The following is a 17139-nucleotide window of genomic DNA, read 5'->3' as shown; positions in this document are numbered from 1 at the left end:
CACTCCACCACCATGGCCGAGGCCCAACCTTACGTCCGCCACCGGGCACCGGGCCTGCGGGCATCAGGACATCGACCGCGCGGTTGCCGATAGCAACTTTCTCGAGCACGAAGGGTCGTGAGGTCCGGGCGGACGGGACCTTCGGCCCTGACCGTTCGTGGTGGTTTCCGGCTGTACTCGGTGGGAGCCGCGCCGACCCCGCCTGCTCGAAAGGGTGCGATGACATGAGTAGCTCCGTTGCCAACAACCCGGCAAGGGGCCATGGTGGGGAGGGTGACCCCCGCGACGAGGTCGAGGCGATGACTACTTCGCAGTCGCCTGCCCGCGCGGCCACGCGCTCACCCTGGCTGATGCTGGCGATGGCGACCATCGGGTTCGCGGTCAACTTCTGGGCCTGGGCGCTGATCAGCCCGCTCGGCCCGCTCTTCCGGACCACCGGCTCCCTGGGTCCGCTCACCGAATCCGACGTCGCGCTGCTGGTCGCCGTACCGGTGGTCGTCGGCTCGCTGGGCCGCATCGTCGTGGGCGGTCTGACCGATCGGTACGGCGGCCGGGTGATGTTCCCGATCGTCTCGGGTGTGACCATCCTGCCGATCCTCTTCATCGCCTTCGCCGCCCTCGACTCCTACGCGCTGCTGCTGGTCGGCGGCTTCTTCCTCGGTATCGCCGGTACCGCGTTCGCGGTCGGCGTCCCGTTCGTCAACGCGTGGTTCCCACCCGACAAGCGTGGTCTCGCCATCGGCGTCTTCGGAGCCGGAATGGGCGGTACCGCGATCAGCGCCCTGACCACCGTGAAGCTCACCGACCACTTGGGCGCGAAATCACCGTTCCTGATCACCGCCGCGGTGCTGGCCTGCTACGCCGTTGCGGCGTGGCTGGTCCTGCGCGACGCCCCCGGCCGGGTCGTCCCGACCAGTTCGCTGGCGTCGCGGATCTCGGTCAACGCGCGGCTCGCGATCACCTGGCAGGCGTGCATCCTCTACGCGGTGGCCTTCGGCGGGTATGTCGCCTTCTCGGTCTACCTCCCGGCGTACCTCAAGACCGCGCATCACCTCACCGCGGCCGACGCGGCGAACCGGATGGCCGGCTTCGTCCTGATCGCCGTCATCATGCGACCGGTCGGCGGCTGGCTCGCCGACAAGGTCGGCGCGATCCCGGTCCTGGCGACCGGCTTCGGGATCGTCGTGGTCTGCGCCGGCATCTCAGCCGGTACGCCGCCCCTGCACGGCATCGGAACGCTCGCCTTCCTTGCCATGGCGGCCGCACTCGGCTCCGGTAGCGGGGCGACGTTCGCCCTCATCGCCAAGGTCACCGAGCCGTCCCGGGTCGGCGGGGTCACCGGCTTGGTCGGTGCCGCCGGCGGACTGGGCGGCTTCATCCCGCCACTGATCATGGGCTACGTCTACGGTCGCACGGACTCCTACGCCATCGGCTTGTGGCTGCTCTCCGGTACGGCGGCCCTCGCGCTCCTGCTCACCCTCACGATCGTCCGTCGTACCGCCACCAAGGGACAGGAAACGCGTTGACCCGTTCAGAGCAGCAGTCCGGCCTCGGGATGGACGGTTCGTTCACCGAGGCCCTCGTCCGGACCAGACGGTTCTTCACCCGGGGCACCGTCTCGGACGACCTGCGAACCATCACCAAGGCGGGTGGGCGCGAGGCCGACGACTTCTACCGCGACCGCTGGAGCCACGACAAGGTCGTCCGGTCCACTCATGGCGTGAACTGCACCGGCTCGTGCTCGTGGAAGGTCTACGTCAAGGACGGCATCATCACCTGGGAGACCCAGCAGACCGACTACCCGTCGGTCGGCCCGGACTCCCCGGAGTACGAGCCGCGGGGGTGTCCGCGCGGCGCGGCCTTCTCCTGGTACACCTACTCCCCCACCCGGGTCCGCTATCCCTATGTGCGCGGCGTCCTGCTCCAGATGTTCCGCGAGGCCAAGGCCCAGTACGGCGGCGACCCCGTGAAGGCGTGGGAGCACATCGTCGAGAATCCCTTGCGGGCCAAGGCATACAAGTCGGCGCGCGGCAAGGGCGGCCTGGTCAGGGCGAGCTGGGACGAGGCCAGCGAGATCGTGGCCGCGGCTCATGTCCACACGATCAAGAAGTACGGCCCCGACCGGGTGGCGGGCTTCTCCCCCATCCCCGCGATGTCGATGGTCTCGCACGCGTCAGGTGCGCGGTTCGTCAACCTCATCGGCGGCTCGATGCTCAGCTTCTACGACTGGTACGCCGATCTGCCGGTCGCGTCGCCGCAGGTCTTCGGCGATCAGACCGACGTCCCCGAGTCCGGCGACTGGTGGAACGCCGGCTACCTGATCATGTGGGGCTCCAACCTCCCGGTCACCCGGACTCCGGACGCGCACTGGATGACTGAGGCGCGGTACCGCGGCCAGAAGGTCGTCGCGGTCGCCCCGGACTACGCCGACAACGTCAAGTTCGCCGACGAGTGGTTGCCCGCGAAGCCCGGTACCGATGCTGCTCTCGCGATGGCGATGGGTCACGTCGTCCTCAGGGAGTTCTTCGTCGACCGCCAGACGCCGTACTTCACCGAATACGTGAAGACCTACACCGATCTGCCCTATCTGGTCCGGTTGGAGGAGACCGCCGACGGCGAGTACACCGCGGGCAAGTTCCTCACCGCCGCCGATCTGGCGGAGCACTCCAGCGACGAGAACGCCGCCTTCAAAACCGTCCTCCTCGACTCGCGCACCGGCGCGCCCGTCGTACCGAACGGCTCGCTGGGACACCGATACGGCGAGGCCGGCGTCGGCCAGTGGAACCTCGACCTCGGCGACGTCGATCCGGCCCTGTCGCTGCTCGACACCGCGACCGAGTCGGTCGTCGTCCGGATGCCACGTTTCGACACCCCCCGATGGTGCCGCCGCGGAGCTTCCCAGAGGCGTGCCGGTGCAACGTGTGGAGGGCCACCTGGTGACCACCGTCTTCGATCTCCTCCTTGCCCAGTACGGCGTCGGCCGCGGCTCCTTGCCCGGCAGTTGGCCAACCGGCGAGAACAACGGGTACGACGACGCGTCGTCGCCGTACACGCCTGCCTGGCAGGAAACGATCACCGGTGTGCCGGCCGCCACCGCCGCCCGGATCGGGCGCGAGTTCGCCCGCAACGCCGAGGAGTCCAAGGGCCGGTCGATGATCGTGATGGGCGCCGGCACGAACCACTGGTTCCACTCGGACACGATCTACCGCGCCTTCCTCACCCTGACCAACCTCACCGGCTGCCAGGGCGTCAACGGCGGCGGCTGGGCGCACTACGTCGGCCAGGAGAAGGTCCGCCCGATCACCGGCTACACGCAGATCGCCAACGCGCTCGACTGGAACCGGCCGCCACGCAACATGATCCAGACCGCGTACTGGTACCTGCACACCAACCAGTTCCGCTACGACCAGTTCGGGGCCGACACGTTGGCGGCCACCACCGGCAAGGGACGGCTCGCGGGGAGATCGACGGCCGACGTGATCGCGCAGAGCGCGCGGATGGGCTGGATGCCGTCGTACCCGACGTTCGACCGCAATCCACTCGACCTCAGCGACGACGCGGCGGCCGCCGGGCAACCGGTCGGCCAGTACGTCGTACAGCAACTGAAGGCCGGCGAGCTCGCTTTCGCCGGTGAGGATCCCGATGCCCCCGGCAACTATCCGCGGATCCTGTCGATCTGGCGGGCCAACCTGCTCGGCTCGTCGGGCAAGGGCAACGAGTACTTCCTCAAGCACCTGCTCGGCACGGACTCGTCGCTGCGCGCGACCGAGACACCGGAGGAACTGCGACCGGTCGACGTCACCTGGCGCGACCAGGCGCCGGAGGGCAAGCTCGACCTGCTGATGACGATCGACTTCCGGCAGACCAGTACGACGATCTTCTCCGACGTCGTCCTGCCGGCCGCGACCTGGTACGAGAAACACGATCTCAGCACCACCGACATGCACCCGTTCGTGCACTCCTTCAACCCCGCGATCGCGCCGCCTTGGCAAACCCGTACCGATTGGGATGCCTGGCAGACGATCGCGGAGAAGTTCAGCAGCCTCGCGGCGACCCACCTCGGGGTCCGCAAAGACGTGGTCGCCGTGCCGCTCACCCACGACACGCCGGACGCGATGGCCAACCCGCACGGTGTGGTCCGCGACTGGAAGAAGGGCGAGTGCGAGCCGATCCCCGGCGTCACCATGCCCAAACTGGTCGAGGTCGAGCGAGACTACGGCGCGGTCGCCGAGAAGCTGAACGCACTCGGCCCGCTGATGGACAGCCTGGGCGCAACGACCAAGGGCGTCACCTTCGACCTCGGCAAGCAGGTCGACTATCTCCGGGCCAAGAACGGTGCCGTCCGGGGCGGCGTCGCCGACGGCAGGCCCTCCCTGCGGAAGGACGTCCACGTCTGCGAGGCGATCCTGGCGATGTCCGGGACCACGAACGGACACCTGGCGACGCAGGGATTCAAGACGCTCGAGAAGCGCACCGGCGTACGGCTGGCCGACCTCGCCGAGGAACACCAGGGCAAGCAGATCACCTTCGCCGACACCCAAGGGCCGCCCGTTCCGGTGATCACCTCGCCGGAGTGGTCGGGCTCCGAGACCGGCGGTCGCCGCTACTCGCCCTTCACCATCAACGTGGAGCGGAAGAAGCCCTGGCACACACTGACCGGGCGGATGCACTTCTACCTCGACCACGACTGGATGACCGAACTCGGCGAGGGTCTGCCCGTCTACCGGCCGCCCCTCAACCTCGCGGCACTGTTCGCGGAGCCCGCACTCGGCAACGTGTCCGACGGGTCGGCGGGTCAGGTCGAGGGACTTACCGTGCGCTACCTGACCCCGCACAACAAATGGTCGATCCACTCCGAGTACCAGGACAACCTCTTCATGCTGTCGCTGTCGCGCGGCGGCCAGAACGTCTGGATGAGTGACCGGGACGCGGCCAAGGTCGGAATCCAGGACAACGACTGGATCGAGGCGGTCAACCGCAACGGCGTCGTGGTCGCCCGGGCGATCGTCTCGCACCGGATGCCGGAGGGAACGGTGTACATGTACCACGCCCAGGACCGGCTGATCGACGTACCGCTCGCGGAGACGTCCGGCAAACGCGGCGGCATCCACAACTCGCTGACCCGCCTGCTGGTGAAGCCGTCCCACCTGATCGGCGGCTACGCCCAGCTCACCTACGCCTTCAACTACCTCGGGCCCACCGGCAACCAGCGCGACGAGGTCACCATCATCCGCAAGCGCAGCCAGGAGGTGACCTACTGATGAAGGTCATGGCCCAGATGGCGATGGTGATGAACCTCGACAAGTGCATCGGCTGCCACACCTGCTCGGTCACCTGCAAGCAGGCCTGGACCAACCGATCGGGGACGGAGTACGTCTGGTTCAACAACGTCGAGACCAGGCCCGGGCTCGGCTACCCGCGGACGTACGAGGACCAGGAGAAGTGGCAGGGCGGCTGGGAGCTCACCAAGCGCGGCCGGATGAAACTCAAGGGCGGCGGGCGCCTGAAGAACCTGATGACGATTTTCTCCAACCCCAAGCTGCCGTCGATCAACGAGTACTACGAGCCGTGGACCTACGACTACTCGACTCTCACCGACGCGCCCGCGCAGGAACACACCCCGGTGGCCCGGCCCAAGTCGCTGATCAGCGGCAAGGACCTGAAGATCGAGTGGTCGGCCAACTGGGACGACGACCTGGGCGGCTCGACCGCGACCGCGCACCTCGACCCGATGCTGGCGAAGATCGCCGACAAGGTGAAGTTCGAGTTCGAGCAGACCTTCATGTTCTACCTGCCCAGGATCTGCGAGCACTGCCTCAACCCGTCATGCGCGGCGTCGTGCCCCAGCGGTGCGATCTACAAGCGCGCCGAGGACGGCATCGTCCTGGTCGATCAGGACCGGTGCCGCGGCTGGCGCAAGTGCGTCTCGGGCTGCCCGTACAAAAAGGTCTACTTCAACCACCGCACCGGTAAGGCCGAGAAGTGCACGTTCTGCTTCCCGCGCATCGAGGTCGGCCTGCCGACTGTTTGCGCGGAGACCTGCGTGGGCCGGCTGCGCTACATCGGCCTGATGCTGTACGACGCCGACAAGGTGCTCGAGGCAGCTTCCACCACTGATGACCAGGGTCTGTACGAGGCCCAGCGCGACGTCTTCCTCGACCCGTCCGACCCTGAGGTGATCCGCGAGGCGGAGAAGGCCGGGATCGCCCGCAACTGGATCGATGCCGCCCAGCGCTCCCCCGTCTACGCGCTGATCAACACCTACAAGGTCGCTTTGCCGCTGCATCCGGAGTACCGGACGATGCCGATGGTCTGGTACATCCCACCGCTGTCCCCGGTCGTCGAGGTCGTGGCAGAGACCGGTGAGGACGCCGAGAACAAAGGCAACCTCTTCGCCGCGATCGACGCCCTGCGGATCCCGGTCGAGTACCTCGCCGAGTTGTTCACCGCCGGTGACGTCGGACCGGTCGACGCCGTACTGCGAAAGCTCGCGGCGATGCGCTGCTACCTGCGCGACATCAACCTCGGTCGCGACCCGGACGCCTCGATCCCGGCCGCCGTCGGGATGAGCGAGGAGGACATGTACGACATGTACCGCCTGCTCGCGATCGCGAAGTACGACGAGCGCTACGTGATCCCACCTGCTCATGCCGAGCAGGCGCACGCTCTGGAGGAGCTGTCCACGGAGTGCTCGGTCTCGGAGTACGGCGGTGGTCAGCACGACCTGTTCGGTGAGGGCTCCGGAGTGCCGACGCCGATCGCGGTCGAGAACTTCCAGATGCTGCAGGACCGGCAGACCTCCGACTCACTGAGCGGCCCGGAGAACAAATCGGGTCGGGTCAACCTACTGAACTGGGACGGCAAGGGCTCACCACCCGGGATGTTCCCGCCGAAGGACGCCGACTCGTGACCGGCCGACGCCCCAAGCCGGTCCTGCCGCCCGACCAGCTCTCCATCGCGTGGCAGTCGGTCTCGCTGCTGCTCGACTACCCCGACGAAGACCTGCTCGCCCGAGCCGCCCTGCTCCGCTCGGCCTCCCGCGAGCTTCCGGCCGCGATCGGCGAATCCCTCCGGTCCTTCCTCGATCACCTCGAAGCAACACCGTTGCCCGATCTCCAGGCCGACTACGTCGAAACCTTCGACAACCGGCGACGCTGCAACCTGTTCCTGACCTACTTCGCTCATGGCGACACCCGCAAGCGCGGGCTGGCGCTGTTGCGCTTCAAGCAGACCTATCTGCGCGCGGGTTTCGAACCCGGCGAAGCCGAACTGCCCGACCACCTCTGCGTAGTACTGGAGTTCGCGGCCACCATCGACCAGCGGCTGGGTCGCGACCTGATGCTCGACCACCGGGCCGGACTCGAGTTGCTGAGACTGTCACTACGCGACAAGCGCTCGCCATGGGCGCCGCTCATCGACGCGGTCACGGCAACTCTGCCGGCACTGCGTGGAGAGGAGCGAGACGCCGTACGCCGGCTGGCTGCCGAGGGACCACCGGAGGAAGAGGTCGGCCTCGCCCCGTTCGCCAGTCCTCAGTTCAGTCCCGGGACCACCTCGCTGCCGATGCCGACCTTCCCCGGAGGTCACCGATGAGCGAGTTCCTCTTCGTCGTCGTCCCGTACCTCTGCCTCGCGACCTTCGTCGTCGGACACCTGTGGCGCTACCGCTACGACAAGTTCGGCTGGACCACCCGCTCGTCCCAGCTCTACGAGAACCGGCTGTTGCGGATCGGCAGTCCACTGTTCCACTTCGGCCTGCTCGGCGTCGTCGGCGGACACATCATCGGCCTGCTGGTACCGGAGTCGTGGACAGACGCGGTCGGCATCAGCGAGCGCATGTACCACGTCGTCGCCGTGGTGGGCGGTCTGCTGGCCGGACTCATGACGGTGGCCGGGATGGCGATCCTGATCTACCGGCGACGTACGGTCGGCCCGGTCTTCTCGGCCACAACCGTGATGGACAAGGTGATGTACGCGTTCCTGGCAGTCGTGATCGTGCTCGGGATGTGGAACACGATCGCCGGGTCGATCCTCACCATCGGCGGCGAGTACGACTACCGCGAAGGCGTCTCGGTCTGGTACCGCTCGTTCCTCGCCTTCAACCCCGACGCGACCCTGATGGCTGCGGCTCCGCTCGGATTCCAGCTGCACGCGCTGGTCGCATTCGGCCTCTTCGCGCTGTGGCCCTTCACGCGCCTGGTCCACGTCTTCAGTGCGCCCCTGGGCTACCTCACCCGTCCCTACATCGTCTACCGCAGTCGCGACGACAGCCGCCTCGGCAGCCATCGCCCCCGCCGCGGCTGGGACCGCACCGGCTGACCTGCTCTCTGGTTTCAGCGGGGTCGGACTACGCCCAGGGTTTCGCGGGCTATCTGCCATTCCTCGTTGGTGGGGATTACGAGAACGGCGACTTGGCTGTCGTCGGTGGAGATTCGGCGCGGATCTGTGCAGGAGGCGGTGTTGCGGTCGTGGTCGATCGTGATGCCGAGGCGGTCGAGGTTGGCGAGGGCAGCGGCGCGCATAGCGGCGTCGTGTTCGCCGATGCCGGCGGTGAAGACGATCGCGTCGACCGTGCCGAGCGCGGCGTAGTACGCGCCGACGTACTTCTTGATGCGGTAGCAGAAGACGTCGAACGCCAACTGCGCCAGTTCGTCGCCGGCCGCGCGTCGCCGGGACAGCTCGCGGAAGTCGTTGTCGCCGGCCAGACCCTTCAAGCCGGAGCCGAAGTTCAGCAGGTGGTCGATCTTGTCCAGCGACCAGCCGAGTTCGCGCGCCAGGTGGGCGTGGATCGCCGGGTCGAGGTCGCCGGAGCGCGTGCCCATCACCAGGCCTTCGAGCGGGGTCATCCCCATCGAGGTGTCCACGGAGAGGCCGCCGCGTACGGCGGTCGCCGAGCAGCCGTTGCCGAGATGGAGCACGACGAGGTTCACGTCGCTCGGCGGCCGGCCCAGCATCCGCGCGGCCTCCGCCGAGACAAAGGCGTGCGACGTGCCGTGGAATCCGTAGCGGCGGACTCCGTGGTCGGTCGCCCACTCGTGCGGTACTGCGTACGTGTGTGCTGCCGGCGGCAAGGTCTGGTGGAAGGCGGTGTCGAAAACGGCGACCTGTGGGAGGTCAGGGAACAGCCGAAGGGCCACTCGCATGCCGGCGAGGTTGGCCGGGTTGTGCAACGGAGCCAGCGAGATCAGTTCGGAGACCCTCGTGAGCAGCTCGTCGTCGATCAGGGCCGGCTCGGCGAAGTACGTTCCGCCGTGCACAACTCGGTGGCCGATGGCAACCATGCCGACCTGGTCCAGTGCGGGCCCATAGGTGCCGAAGGCATCGATCGCCGCCTGCAACGCGTCCTCGTGCGACGACGCGGTCAGCGCCGCACTGGTCTCGCCCTGGGGTCCGCGATGGGTGTGCCGGCCTTCGCTCTCGCCGATCCGCTCCACCAGGCCGCTCGCCGCAGCCGCACCGGAGTCGGCGTCGACCAGGCTGTACTTGAGCGAGGACGACCCCGCATTGATCACCAGGACGTAGGCGCTCATCGGTTCCTTCCAGCGGTTTGCTGTGCCTGAATCGCCGTGATCGCGACGGTGTTGACGATGTCGCGCACGGTCGCACCACGGGACAAGTCGTTCACGGGTTTCTTGAGCCCTTGCAGGACAGGCCCGACAGCTACCGCGTTCGCGGATCGCTGCACAGCCTTGTACGTGTTGTTGCCCGTATTGAGGTCAGGGAACACGAAGACGGTGGCCCGCCCGGCGACCGACGACTCCGGCAACTTGGTCTTCGCCACGGCGCTGTCGATCGCGGCGTCGTACTGGATCGGTCCCTCCACCAGCAACGCGGGAACGCGCTCTCTGACGATGCTGGTTGCCTTGGACACCTTTTCGACATCGGTCCCGGAACCCGATGTACCGGTGGAGTACGACAGCATCGCGACCCGGGGCTCGATGCCGAAGGCGGCCGCGGTCGCCGCCGACGAGATCGCGATGTCCGCGAGTTGCTCGGCGCTCGGATCCGGGTTCACCGCGCAGTCGCCGTACACGAGGACCTGGTTCTCCAGGCACATGAAGAACACCGAAGAGACGACGGAGACGTCGGGCAGCGTCTTCACGATCTCCAGTGCCGGCCGGATCGTGTGCGCGGTGGTGTGCACCGAACCCGAGACCATGCCGTCGGCCAGACCGAGCTGGACCATCATCGTGCCGAAGTACGAGACGTCCTTGACCACGTCGCGGGCCTGCTCGAGCTCGACACCGCGATGTCTGCGCAGCCGGTGGTACTCCGCGGCGAACCGCTCGCCCAGCTCCTCGTCGTCGGGACTGACGATCCGGGCCGCCGAGATGTCCACCCCGAGACCGGCCGCCTTCGCGCTGATCAGCACCCGGTCGCCGAGCAGCGTCAGCTCCGCCACGCCGCGGCGCAACAGGACGTCGGCCGCCCGGAGGATCCGCTCCTCCTCACCCTCCGGCAGCACGATGTGCTTGCGGTCGGCAACGGCTTCGTCGATCAACTGGTGCTCGAACATCAGCGGCGTCACCGCGCTGCTCCGCGCCACCGCCAGCCGGTCCAGCAGCGCCGCGCCATCGACGTACTGGTCGAACAGCGCCAGCGCGGTGTTGACCTTGCGCGGCGAGTCCTTGGTCAGCCGGCCCCGGACGGCGGTCAGCGCCGTCGAGGTCGCATGGGTGCCCAGGTCGGTCTCGATCAGCGGCAGTGTGTTGCCGACGCCCTCGATCAGCCGCAGGATCTGCGGCGGCAAGGCGAAGCCGCCGTTGAGGAAGATCGCCGAGATCTGCGGGAAGTTCTGCGAGGCGTTCGCCATCAGCACGCCGACGACCACCTCGGGACGATCGGCGGCCGTGATCACAGCAGCGCCTTCGAAGAGCCGGTCCAGCACGTTCGGCATGGTCATCCCGGCGATCACCAGCCCGCTGGCCTCGCGGGACAGCAACCGCGGGTCTCCACTCAGCAACCGCCCGTCGACCGCACTCATCAGATCCGCCACCGCGGGCGCGCTGAGCAGCGGCTCCTCCGGAATCGCGTACGCCGGTACGTCGGCCTCCGACAACGCCGCGACGATCGGCTCGAGCCGGTCCGCGTCCACCCGGTTGGCGATCACCGCGAACAACGAGCCGTGGTTGGCCGCGAGTTCGGCGGCTGTGATGTCGGTCAGCGTGCGCAGGTCCTCGGGGCCGCGGCCCGAACCATTCAGGACGAGCAGCACCGGCGCGCCCAGGTTGGCGGCGATCCTCGCGTTGTAGGAGAACTCGGTCGGCGTACCGACATCGGTGTAGTCGCTGCCGACGATGACGACCGGATCGCCGCGATCGGCCACCGCGCGGTATCGCTGCACGATCTGATCCAGCGCGGCATCGGGGTCTCGGTGCACCTCGTCGTAGCTGACGCCCACGCATTCGTCGTACGACAACGAGACGGCGTCGTGGGAGATGAGCAGGTCCAGGACGTAGTCGCGGCCGCCGTACGAGGCGGCGTCGGGGCGAACGATCGGCCGGAATACGGCTACCCGCTCGACCCGCTTCGACAGCTCCTGCAGCACTCCCAGCGCCACCGTGGACTTGCCGGTGTACCCCTCCACCGACGCGACATACACGCTGCTACCCATACCCCGCACCCTAGTCCGCGCTCCCTTACCGATCGCCAAGCTGCTCGTCACGAGGGACCTAGGTCCCACCGTCAAGGGCCCGATGGCAGCTACGCCCCAGCCCCGTCGCGGGTTCTCATGGAGACCGGAGGCGACAACGATGAACACGGCGGACCGAGTCGGGAACAACCACGGAAGATCCGGTGGGGATCTGGCCCGGCGGGTTCGTGCGCGGCGGCTGGCGCTCGGGCTGAGCCGTGACGAGGTCGCCGAGCGGGCGCGGCTGGACCCGTCGTACGTCGACCGGATCGAGAACGCGCCGGTCGCGCTGACCGGCGGCGCCCTGATGCGGTTGGCCGGTGCCCTCGATCAGCCGCAGCGGCCCGCCGGCGCCGGCCCAGCGGCGCTGCATCCAGTGTTCGAGACGATGGACGACGACGAGTGCCGCCGGCTGATCGAGCCCGGCGGCGTCGGCCGGGTCGCGTTCCAGCTGGTCGGCCGGCTGAACGTCGTACCGGTGAACTTCGGCATGCACGACGGCGCCGTCGTCTTCCGGACCAGCGCGACCACCGCACTGGGACGCTACGGGTCCGGCGCCGTCAGCTTCGAGATCGACCGACTCGACGAGGGAATGCACCAAGGGTGGAGCGTCCTGGTCAGCGGCACCGCGCGGCAAGCCGACCCCGAGAAGACCGAGCAACTTCGCGAGGCGATGGACGTCGACCCGTGGGCCGGTGGCGACCGCGAGGTCTACATCGTGATCGAACCGGAGCAGGTCAGTGGACGACGCGTTCGTGCCTGGTGAGGTGGCGAGATCACTTCGGCGGTTGCTGGCGGTTGGCCCGCTCAACCGCGTAAACGGCCGCCTCGGTCCGGCGCTCCATCTCGAGCTTACGCAGCAACCCCGAGACGTAATTCTTCACGGTCTTCTCAGCCAGGAACATCTCCTGCGCGATCTGCCGGTTGGTCTTGCCCTCAGCGATCAGGTCAAGGATCTTGCGCTCCTGCTCGGTCAGCGACTTGTACCTCGGATCGTCGTCCTCCACGGCCGGATGCCGCAACCGCTCCAACACCGCCGTCGTCATCGCCGGGTCCAGCAACGACTCCCCCGCCGCCAGCCGGCGGATCGCACCAACCAGATCCGTACCGCTGACCTGCTTCAGCAAATACCCGGCCGCACCCGCCATGATCGCGGTGAACAACGCCTCGTCGTCGGAATACGACGTCAACATCAAGCAGGCAGGCGGGTCGTCCATCGCCGACCGCAACTCCCGGCACACCGTGATCCCGTCACCGTCGGGCAGCCGCACATCCAGGACCGCGACGTCAGGGCGCAGCGCCGGGACGCGTGCGATCGCGTGCGCGGCCGTGCCCGCCTCACCGATCACCTCGATGTCCTCCTCGGCCTCCAGCAGTTGCCGCAACCCAAGCCGGACCACCTCGTGGTCATCGAGCAAGAACACCTTGATCGCCATGTCGTGCCACTCCCGCAGTCGCAGTCAGTCCTGACCACCACACTAGACCGCCACCACCCTCGAAAGGGGTCACGATGAGTGCCCCGCCCCGCCGCTTCGACCACACCGGTCTGCAGGTCCTGGAAGACGACGAATGCCTCAAGCTGCTCTCGTCGGTCCCGGTCGGCCGGCTGGTGTTCACCAAAGCTGGCCTGCCGGCCATCCGGCTGGTCAACTTCTTCGTCGACGACCGGACGGTGATCTTCGCGACCGCCGACGGCGACAAGTACCGCGCCGCCGAGCGCGAGGACGTCGTCGCGTTCGAGGTCGACGAGTTCGACCCCGACCGGCACCTCGGCTGGACCGTCACAGCCACCGGCCGGCTCTCCGTCGTCGACCTGGACGACGCCGTCCGTGCCAAACCGATCCGCGCCTGGGCCCCGAACCGCGACCGTCACCTCATCCGCCTCACCATCGAGGTTCTCGAAGGCCGCCGCCTCCTCGCCTGGGCCCAACGCCCCCACCCGGCAACAGACGAGCAGTGGCCTGCCCCTGGGCAGCCCCTGAGCTGAGGAGATCCACCGCAGCCCCCCCGTGGGCTCAGCTCGTTCAGTCCGCGGTGCGGAGGTGGAAGGCCTCGACGGCGGTGGGAAGGGTGAAGAAGACGTTGTCCCGGCCGAGGCGGTCCAGGAAGCCGGCGGCCTCGAGGTCGTCGCGGAGATCCTGCTTCACCCGGGCCAGAGCCAGCACGATGCCGCGTCGAGCCAGGTCCTCGCGCAGCGCATCCAGCGCGTCGACGGCGGTGATGTCGATCTCGACGTTGGCCTCGGCGTTCAGGAGCAGCCAGCGGACGGGCTCGGTCGAGGCGTCGACTGCCGCCAGCGCCCGGCGGTGGAAGTTCTCGGCGTTGGCGAAGAACAGCGGCGAGTCGTAGCGGTACACGACCAGTCCGGGCACCGGCCGCGCGGTCGGGTAGTCGTCGAGGTCGTGCATGCCCGGGATGCCGGGGGCGATGCCGAGAATCCCGTCGTGCGGCCGGGCGACCCGCCGGAACAGGTCGAGGACGGAAAGGCCGACAGCCACCAGTACGCCGTACAGAACGTCCAGCGCGACCACGCCGACACAGGTGGCCAGCGCCAGGACGAACTCGCTGCGCCGGAAGCGGGCGATCCGCCGGAACTCGCCCAGATCGACCAGCCGCAGGGCCGCGTACACGACCAACGCGCCCAGAGCGCCGGTTGGGAAGGTCGCCAGGAGCGGGCCGGCGAACAGAAGGGTCGCAACGACACTCGCCAGCGCGACGAGCGAGTACAACTGGCTCTTCGCACCGGCCGCGGCGGCAACCGCCGTACGGCTGCCGCTACTGCTGACCGGAAAACCGTGCAGGCCTCCGGCGGTCAGGTTGGCCATGCCCAGGGCGAGCAGTTCCTGGTCGGCATTGACCCGCTCGTGTCGCTCGCCGGCGAAGGCTCGCCCGGTCAGCACGGTGTCGGTGTAACCGACGAGGGCGACGCCGACCGCGGGCAGGATCAGCAGGCGCAGGTCGTGCAGGGTGATCGACGGCAGCGCCGGTACTGGCAAGCCTGAAGGAACGTCACCGATCAGAGCGACGCCGTGGCTACCCAGGCCGGTCGCCGCTGCGACGGCAGCTGCGAGTGCCATCACCAGCAGCGGCGCCGGCAACCGAGGCAGCCACCGGGTCGCCGCCAGAAGCAATGCCAGAACAGCCAGCGACAGAACGACAGTGGCCGGATGCCAGGCCCGGAACTGCCGAAGCGCCGACAGCAACTCCTCGATCGGCGACTCCCCCGAGACACTCCGCCCGGTCATCCGGCCGAGCTGGCCCGCGATCATGATCACAGCGATGCCCGCCAGATAGCCGATCAGCACCGGCTTCGACAGCAGGTCCGCCAGGAAGCCCAGGCGGAGCAGCCACGCAACCACGCAGACGACGCCGACCAGCAACGCCAAGGCGGCGGCCAACGCGATGTACCGCGAGGGATCGCCGACGGCCAACGCGCCGAGAGTAGCGGCGGTCATGAGCGCGGTGGTCGACTCCGGGCCGACCGACAGCAGCCGCGAAGTACCGAGAAACGCATAAACCGCGAGTGGACCGAGCACTGCCCACAAGCCGGCCACAGGCGGTAGCCCGGCCAGCTGGGCGTAGGCCATCGCCTGCGGCACCAGATAGGCAGCCACCGTCACGCCGGCGATCACATCCGCCCGCAGTCCACCCCGTACACCGGTGAGCCCGGTCGCCAACTTCACGGGGTCAGTATGTCGTCAGCCAATGCACGATGGATCTTCGCGAGTGCCTTCAGGAGCTGAGCACGCTCGGTCTTCGTCAGAGTCGCGGTGATCCGGTCCTCGAGCCGCTGGCGTTCCTCCTCGACGGGCTGCTGAAGGGCGCGGCCGGCCGGGGTCAGCCAGAGCCGGACGAGCCGATGGTCGCGCGCGTCGGGACGCCGTTCGAGCAGGCCGGCCTCGGCCAGCCGGGTGGCGAGTTTGGTGACGGCCGGGGTGGTGACCTTGACCGAGGCCGCGATCTCCCCCGGCGTACGCCCGTCCGCTGCCCACAGCGCCGCCAGCAGATAGTCCTGGCCCAGCCGCAGTCCATGCCGCTGTACGGCGGCATCGGCGGCCGCGCGCAGCAACTTGGACGTCTTGCTGTGCAACTCGAGGAACTCGGGCATCGACGGACTCCAGCCTTGACGGTCGAATCGTTTACCGGTTAACGTTCGGACGAAATCGTTAACCGGTAAAGGAGTCTGCCATGCTGCTCGTCACCGGCGCCACCGGACACGTCGGTCGCCTGCTCGTCGAAGAGCTCACCGCGCGCGGAGCCGCCTTCCGCGCGCTGGTCCGCAACCCGCGCGACGACCTTCCGGCCGAGCAGGTGATCGGCGATCTCGACCGCCCGCTCGACCTGCGCGGTGTCGACGAGGTGTTCCTGCTGGTCCCTGGGACCGGCCTCGAGCACACCGTCAATGTCGTCACAGCGGCACGAGAGGCCGGCGTACGGCGGCTGGTGTACCTCTCGTCGTACGCCGTACTCGGTGATCCGGTGCCCGCGATGGGCCGATGGCATCACGAGCGGGAGCGGCTCATCCGCGATTCGGGGATCCCGGCAACGTTCCTGCGGCCGACCGGGTTCATGACCAACGCGTTCGACTGGGTGCCGACGATCAAGGCCGGAGGTTACGTGCTGGATCCGATCGGGCCGGGCCGCTCGGCGCCGATCGATCCGGCGGACATTGCGGCCGTCGCGGCGACCGTGCTCACCGAGGACGGTCACGAGAAACGGGAGTACACGCTAACCGGGCCCGAGGCGTTCACCCTGGCCGAGCAGGTCGCGATTCTCGGCGAAGCGATCGGTCGCAAGCTCGGCGTCCGTCCGGTCGAGCAACCCGAGGACGCGGTTCGGTTCCGGTATCCCGAGGGTGCGCCGCCGGAGTTGGCGGCCGCGATCGTCGAGGGGCTCATGCTGATGCGCGCAGACACGGTGGGCTTGCGGACGGACGTCGTACGTCGACTGACCGGTCGCGGGGCGCGCACCTTCGCGACCTGGTGTCAGGACAACGCAGCCGAGTTCAGAGAGCGGCTGGAATAGCTCGGCAGCGATCGGCACGGCGTGCGCTGGTGGCTGGTCACCGGGAGCGGTCGGGCCGGTTCCCTTTCCGGCTGGGGTTCCGTACGGTGGCGGCATGGGTGGGAATGATGACGGGCAGCGGCTGACCTGGGACGAAGGTGCGCTCGGATTCGCGGGGCTGTCGAGGGTGCGGCTGGACGCGCTGCTGCAGGAGTTGCTGGGCCGCGTCGACGAGATCCTGGACTCCCAGGAGCGGCTCCGGGCCCTGCTCGACGCGGTCGTCGGGATCGGCGCCGACCTCGACCTGAACAGCACGCTCGACCGGATCGTGACCGCCGCCTGCGAGCTGGTTGGCGCCCGGTACGGCGCGCTCGGCGTGGTCGGCCACGACGGCAAACGGCTGGTCCGCTTCATCACGCACGGCGTGACCGCCGAGGAGATCGCGGCGATCGGCCCGTACCCCGAAGGCCACGGCATCCTCGGCCTATTGATCGACCACCCGAC

At 68.2% G+C, this 17139-nt stretch carries 12 protein-coding genes and 2 pseudogenes; 9 read left to right on the top strand and 5 right to left on the bottom strand.

What is annotated here, in order from left to right:
• Positions 1-224: 224 nt before the first annotated feature.
• The 5 genes and pseudogenes from DIZ26_RS06130 to narI all read left to right on the top strand — a co-directional run bounded on the left by DIZ26_RS06130 (position 225) and on the right by narI (position 8318).
• Complete coding sequence (locus DIZ26_RS06130) at positions 225-1526, top strand: MFS transporter (protein ID WP_232828166.1); 1302 nt, start codon at positions 225-227, stop codon at positions 1524-1526.
• A 29-nt stretch (positions 1527-1555) separates the two neighbouring features.
• Positions 1556-5261: pseudogene (locus DIZ26_RS06125) on the top strand (nitrate reductase subunit alpha).
• Positions 5261-6910: a nitrate reductase subunit beta gene (gene narH, locus DIZ26_RS06120; protein WP_112238652.1), complete on the top strand. Its 1650-nt coding sequence runs from the start codon at positions 5261-5263 to the stop codon at positions 6908-6910. The pseudogene DIZ26_RS06125 and the gene narH overlap by 1 nt, the downstream one beginning before the upstream one ends.
• On the top strand, positions 6907-7593 hold the full coding sequence (narJ, locus tag DIZ26_RS06115) for a nitrate reductase molybdenum cofactor assembly chaperone (RefSeq protein WP_112238650.1): 687 nt from the start codon (positions 6907-6909) through the stop codon (positions 7591-7593). Before narH ends, narJ begins: the two co-directional genes overlap by 4 nt.
• Positions 7590-8318 carry a respiratory nitrate reductase subunit gamma gene (gene narI, locus DIZ26_RS06110; protein WP_112238648.1) on the top strand — a complete coding sequence of 243 codons (729 nt, stop codon included), beginning with the start codon at positions 7590-7592 and terminating at the stop codon, positions 8316-8318. Before narJ ends, narI begins: the two co-directional genes overlap by 4 nt.
• A gap of 14 nt (positions 8319-8332) precedes the next feature.
• Here the strand turns inward: narI and DIZ26_RS06105 are convergent, their stop codons facing one another.
• Together DIZ26_RS06105 and pta are read right to left on the bottom strand one after the other, a co-directional pair.
• Positions 8333-9529 (bottom strand): acetate/propionate family kinase, encoded by a 1197-nt coding sequence (locus tag DIZ26_RS06105; RefSeq protein WP_112238646.1) that lies wholly within the window; start codon positions 9527-9529, stop codon positions 8333-8335.
• The gene (gene pta, locus DIZ26_RS06100) at positions 9526-11613 is read right to left on the bottom strand and encodes a phosphate acetyltransferase (protein WP_112238645.1); all 2088 of its coding nucleotides are present in this window, start codon (positions 11611-11613) and stop codon (positions 9526-9528) included. Before pta ends, DIZ26_RS06105 begins: the two co-directional genes overlap by 4 nt.
• A 139-nt stretch (positions 11614-11752) precedes the next feature.
• On the opposite strand from pta, the gene DIZ26_RS06095 reads away from it, so the two are divergent.
• Positions 11753-12397, top strand: coding sequence for a pyridoxamine 5'-phosphate oxidase family protein (locus DIZ26_RS06095; protein ID WP_198675936.1), 645 nt, complete (start codon positions 11753-11755; stop codon positions 12395-12397).
• Positions 12398-12407: 10 nt separating this feature from the next.
• On the opposite strand, the gene DIZ26_RS06090 is transcribed toward DIZ26_RS06095, so the two are convergent.
• The gene (locus DIZ26_RS06090) at positions 12408-13067 is read right to left on the bottom strand and encodes a response regulator (RefSeq protein ID WP_112238643.1); all 660 of its coding nucleotides are present in this window, start codon (positions 13065-13067) and stop codon (positions 12408-12410) included.
• A gap of 74 nt (positions 13068-13141) precedes the next feature.
• Between DIZ26_RS06090 and DIZ26_RS06085 the strand changes: the two genes are divergently transcribed.
• Complete coding sequence (locus DIZ26_RS06085) at positions 13142-13618, top strand: pyridoxamine 5'-phosphate oxidase family protein (protein ID WP_112238642.1); 477 nt, start codon at positions 13142-13144, stop codon at positions 13616-13618.
• 37 nt (positions 13619-13655) lie between these two features.
• On the opposite strand, the gene DIZ26_RS06080 is transcribed toward DIZ26_RS06085, so the two are convergent.
• Together DIZ26_RS06080 and DIZ26_RS06075 are read right to left on the bottom strand one after the other, a co-directional pair.
• Positions 13656-15314, bottom strand: a complete 1659-nt coding sequence (locus tag DIZ26_RS06080; protein WP_198675935.1) for a SulP family inorganic anion transporter — start codon at positions 15312-15314, stop codon at positions 13656-13658.
• The gene (locus DIZ26_RS06075) at positions 15311-15739 is read right to left on the bottom strand and encodes a MarR family winged helix-turn-helix transcriptional regulator (protein WP_112238641.1); all 429 of its coding nucleotides are present in this window, start codon (positions 15737-15739) and stop codon (positions 15311-15313) included. The genes DIZ26_RS06080 and DIZ26_RS06075 overlap by 4 nt, the downstream gene beginning before the upstream one ends.
• A gap of 80 nt (positions 15740-15819) precedes the next feature.
• Here DIZ26_RS06075 and DIZ26_RS06070 point away from each other — a divergent pair, with 80 nt between their 5' ends.
• A complete protein-coding gene (locus tag DIZ26_RS06070) occupies positions 15820-16656 on the top strand; it encodes an SDR family oxidoreductase (RefSeq protein ID WP_112238639.1) in 837 nt (278 codons plus the stop codon).
• A 94-nt stretch (positions 16657-16750) separates the two neighbouring features.
• Positions 16751-17139 (top strand): annotated as a pseudogene (locus tag DIZ26_RS06065) (diguanylate cyclase); the annotation flags it as partial.

It is taken from the genome of Kribbella monticola, assembly GCF_003261635.1.
Lineage (GTDB): Bacteria > Actinomycetota > Actinomycetes > Propionibacteriales > Kribbellaceae > Kribbella > Kribbella monticola.
The sequence above is the reverse complement of the archived record's forward strand: the minus strand, read 5'-3'. Positions and strand labels throughout refer to the sequence as shown.

Bases quoted from the DNA above. Each gene is read 5' to 3' on its own strand.
- DIZ26_RS06075 (WP_112238641.1), bottom strand. From the start codon at position 15,739: ATGCCCGAGTTCCTCGAGTTGCACAGCAAGACGTCCAAGTTGCTGCGC.
- DIZ26_RS06090 (WP_112238643.1), bottom strand. From the start codon at position 13,067: ATGGCGATCAAGGTGTTCTTGCTCGATGACCACGAGGTGGTCCGGCTT.
- DIZ26_RS06130 (WP_232828166.1), top strand. From the start codon at position 225: ATGAGTAGCTCCGTTGCCAACAACCCGGCAAGGGGCCATGGTGGGGAG.
- DIZ26_RS06070 (WP_112238639.1), top strand. From the start codon at position 15,820: ATGCTGCTCGTCACCGGCGCCACCGGACACGTCGGTCGCCTGCTCGTC.
- narH (WP_112238652.1), top strand. From the start codon at position 5,261: ATGAAGGTCATGGCCCAGATGGCGATGGTGATGAACCTCGACAAGTGC.
- DIZ26_RS06105 (WP_112238646.1), bottom strand. From the start codon at position 9,529: ATGAGCGCCTACGTCCTGGTGATCAATGCGGGGTCGTCCTCGCTCAAG.
- DIZ26_RS06095 (WP_198675936.1), top strand. From the start codon at position 11,753: ATGAACACGGCGGACCGAGTCGGGAACAACCACGGAAGATCCGGTGGG.
- pta (WP_112238645.1), bottom strand. From the start codon at position 11,613: ATGGGTAGCAGCGTGTATGTCGCGTCGGTGGAGGGGTACACCGGCAAG.
- narI (WP_112238648.1), top strand. From the start codon at position 7,590: ATGAGCGAGTTCCTCTTCGTCGTCGTCCCGTACCTCTGCCTCGCGACC.
- DIZ26_RS06085 (WP_112238642.1), top strand. From the start codon at position 13,142: ATGAGTGCCCCGCCCCGCCGCTTCGACCACACCGGTCTGCAGGTCCTG.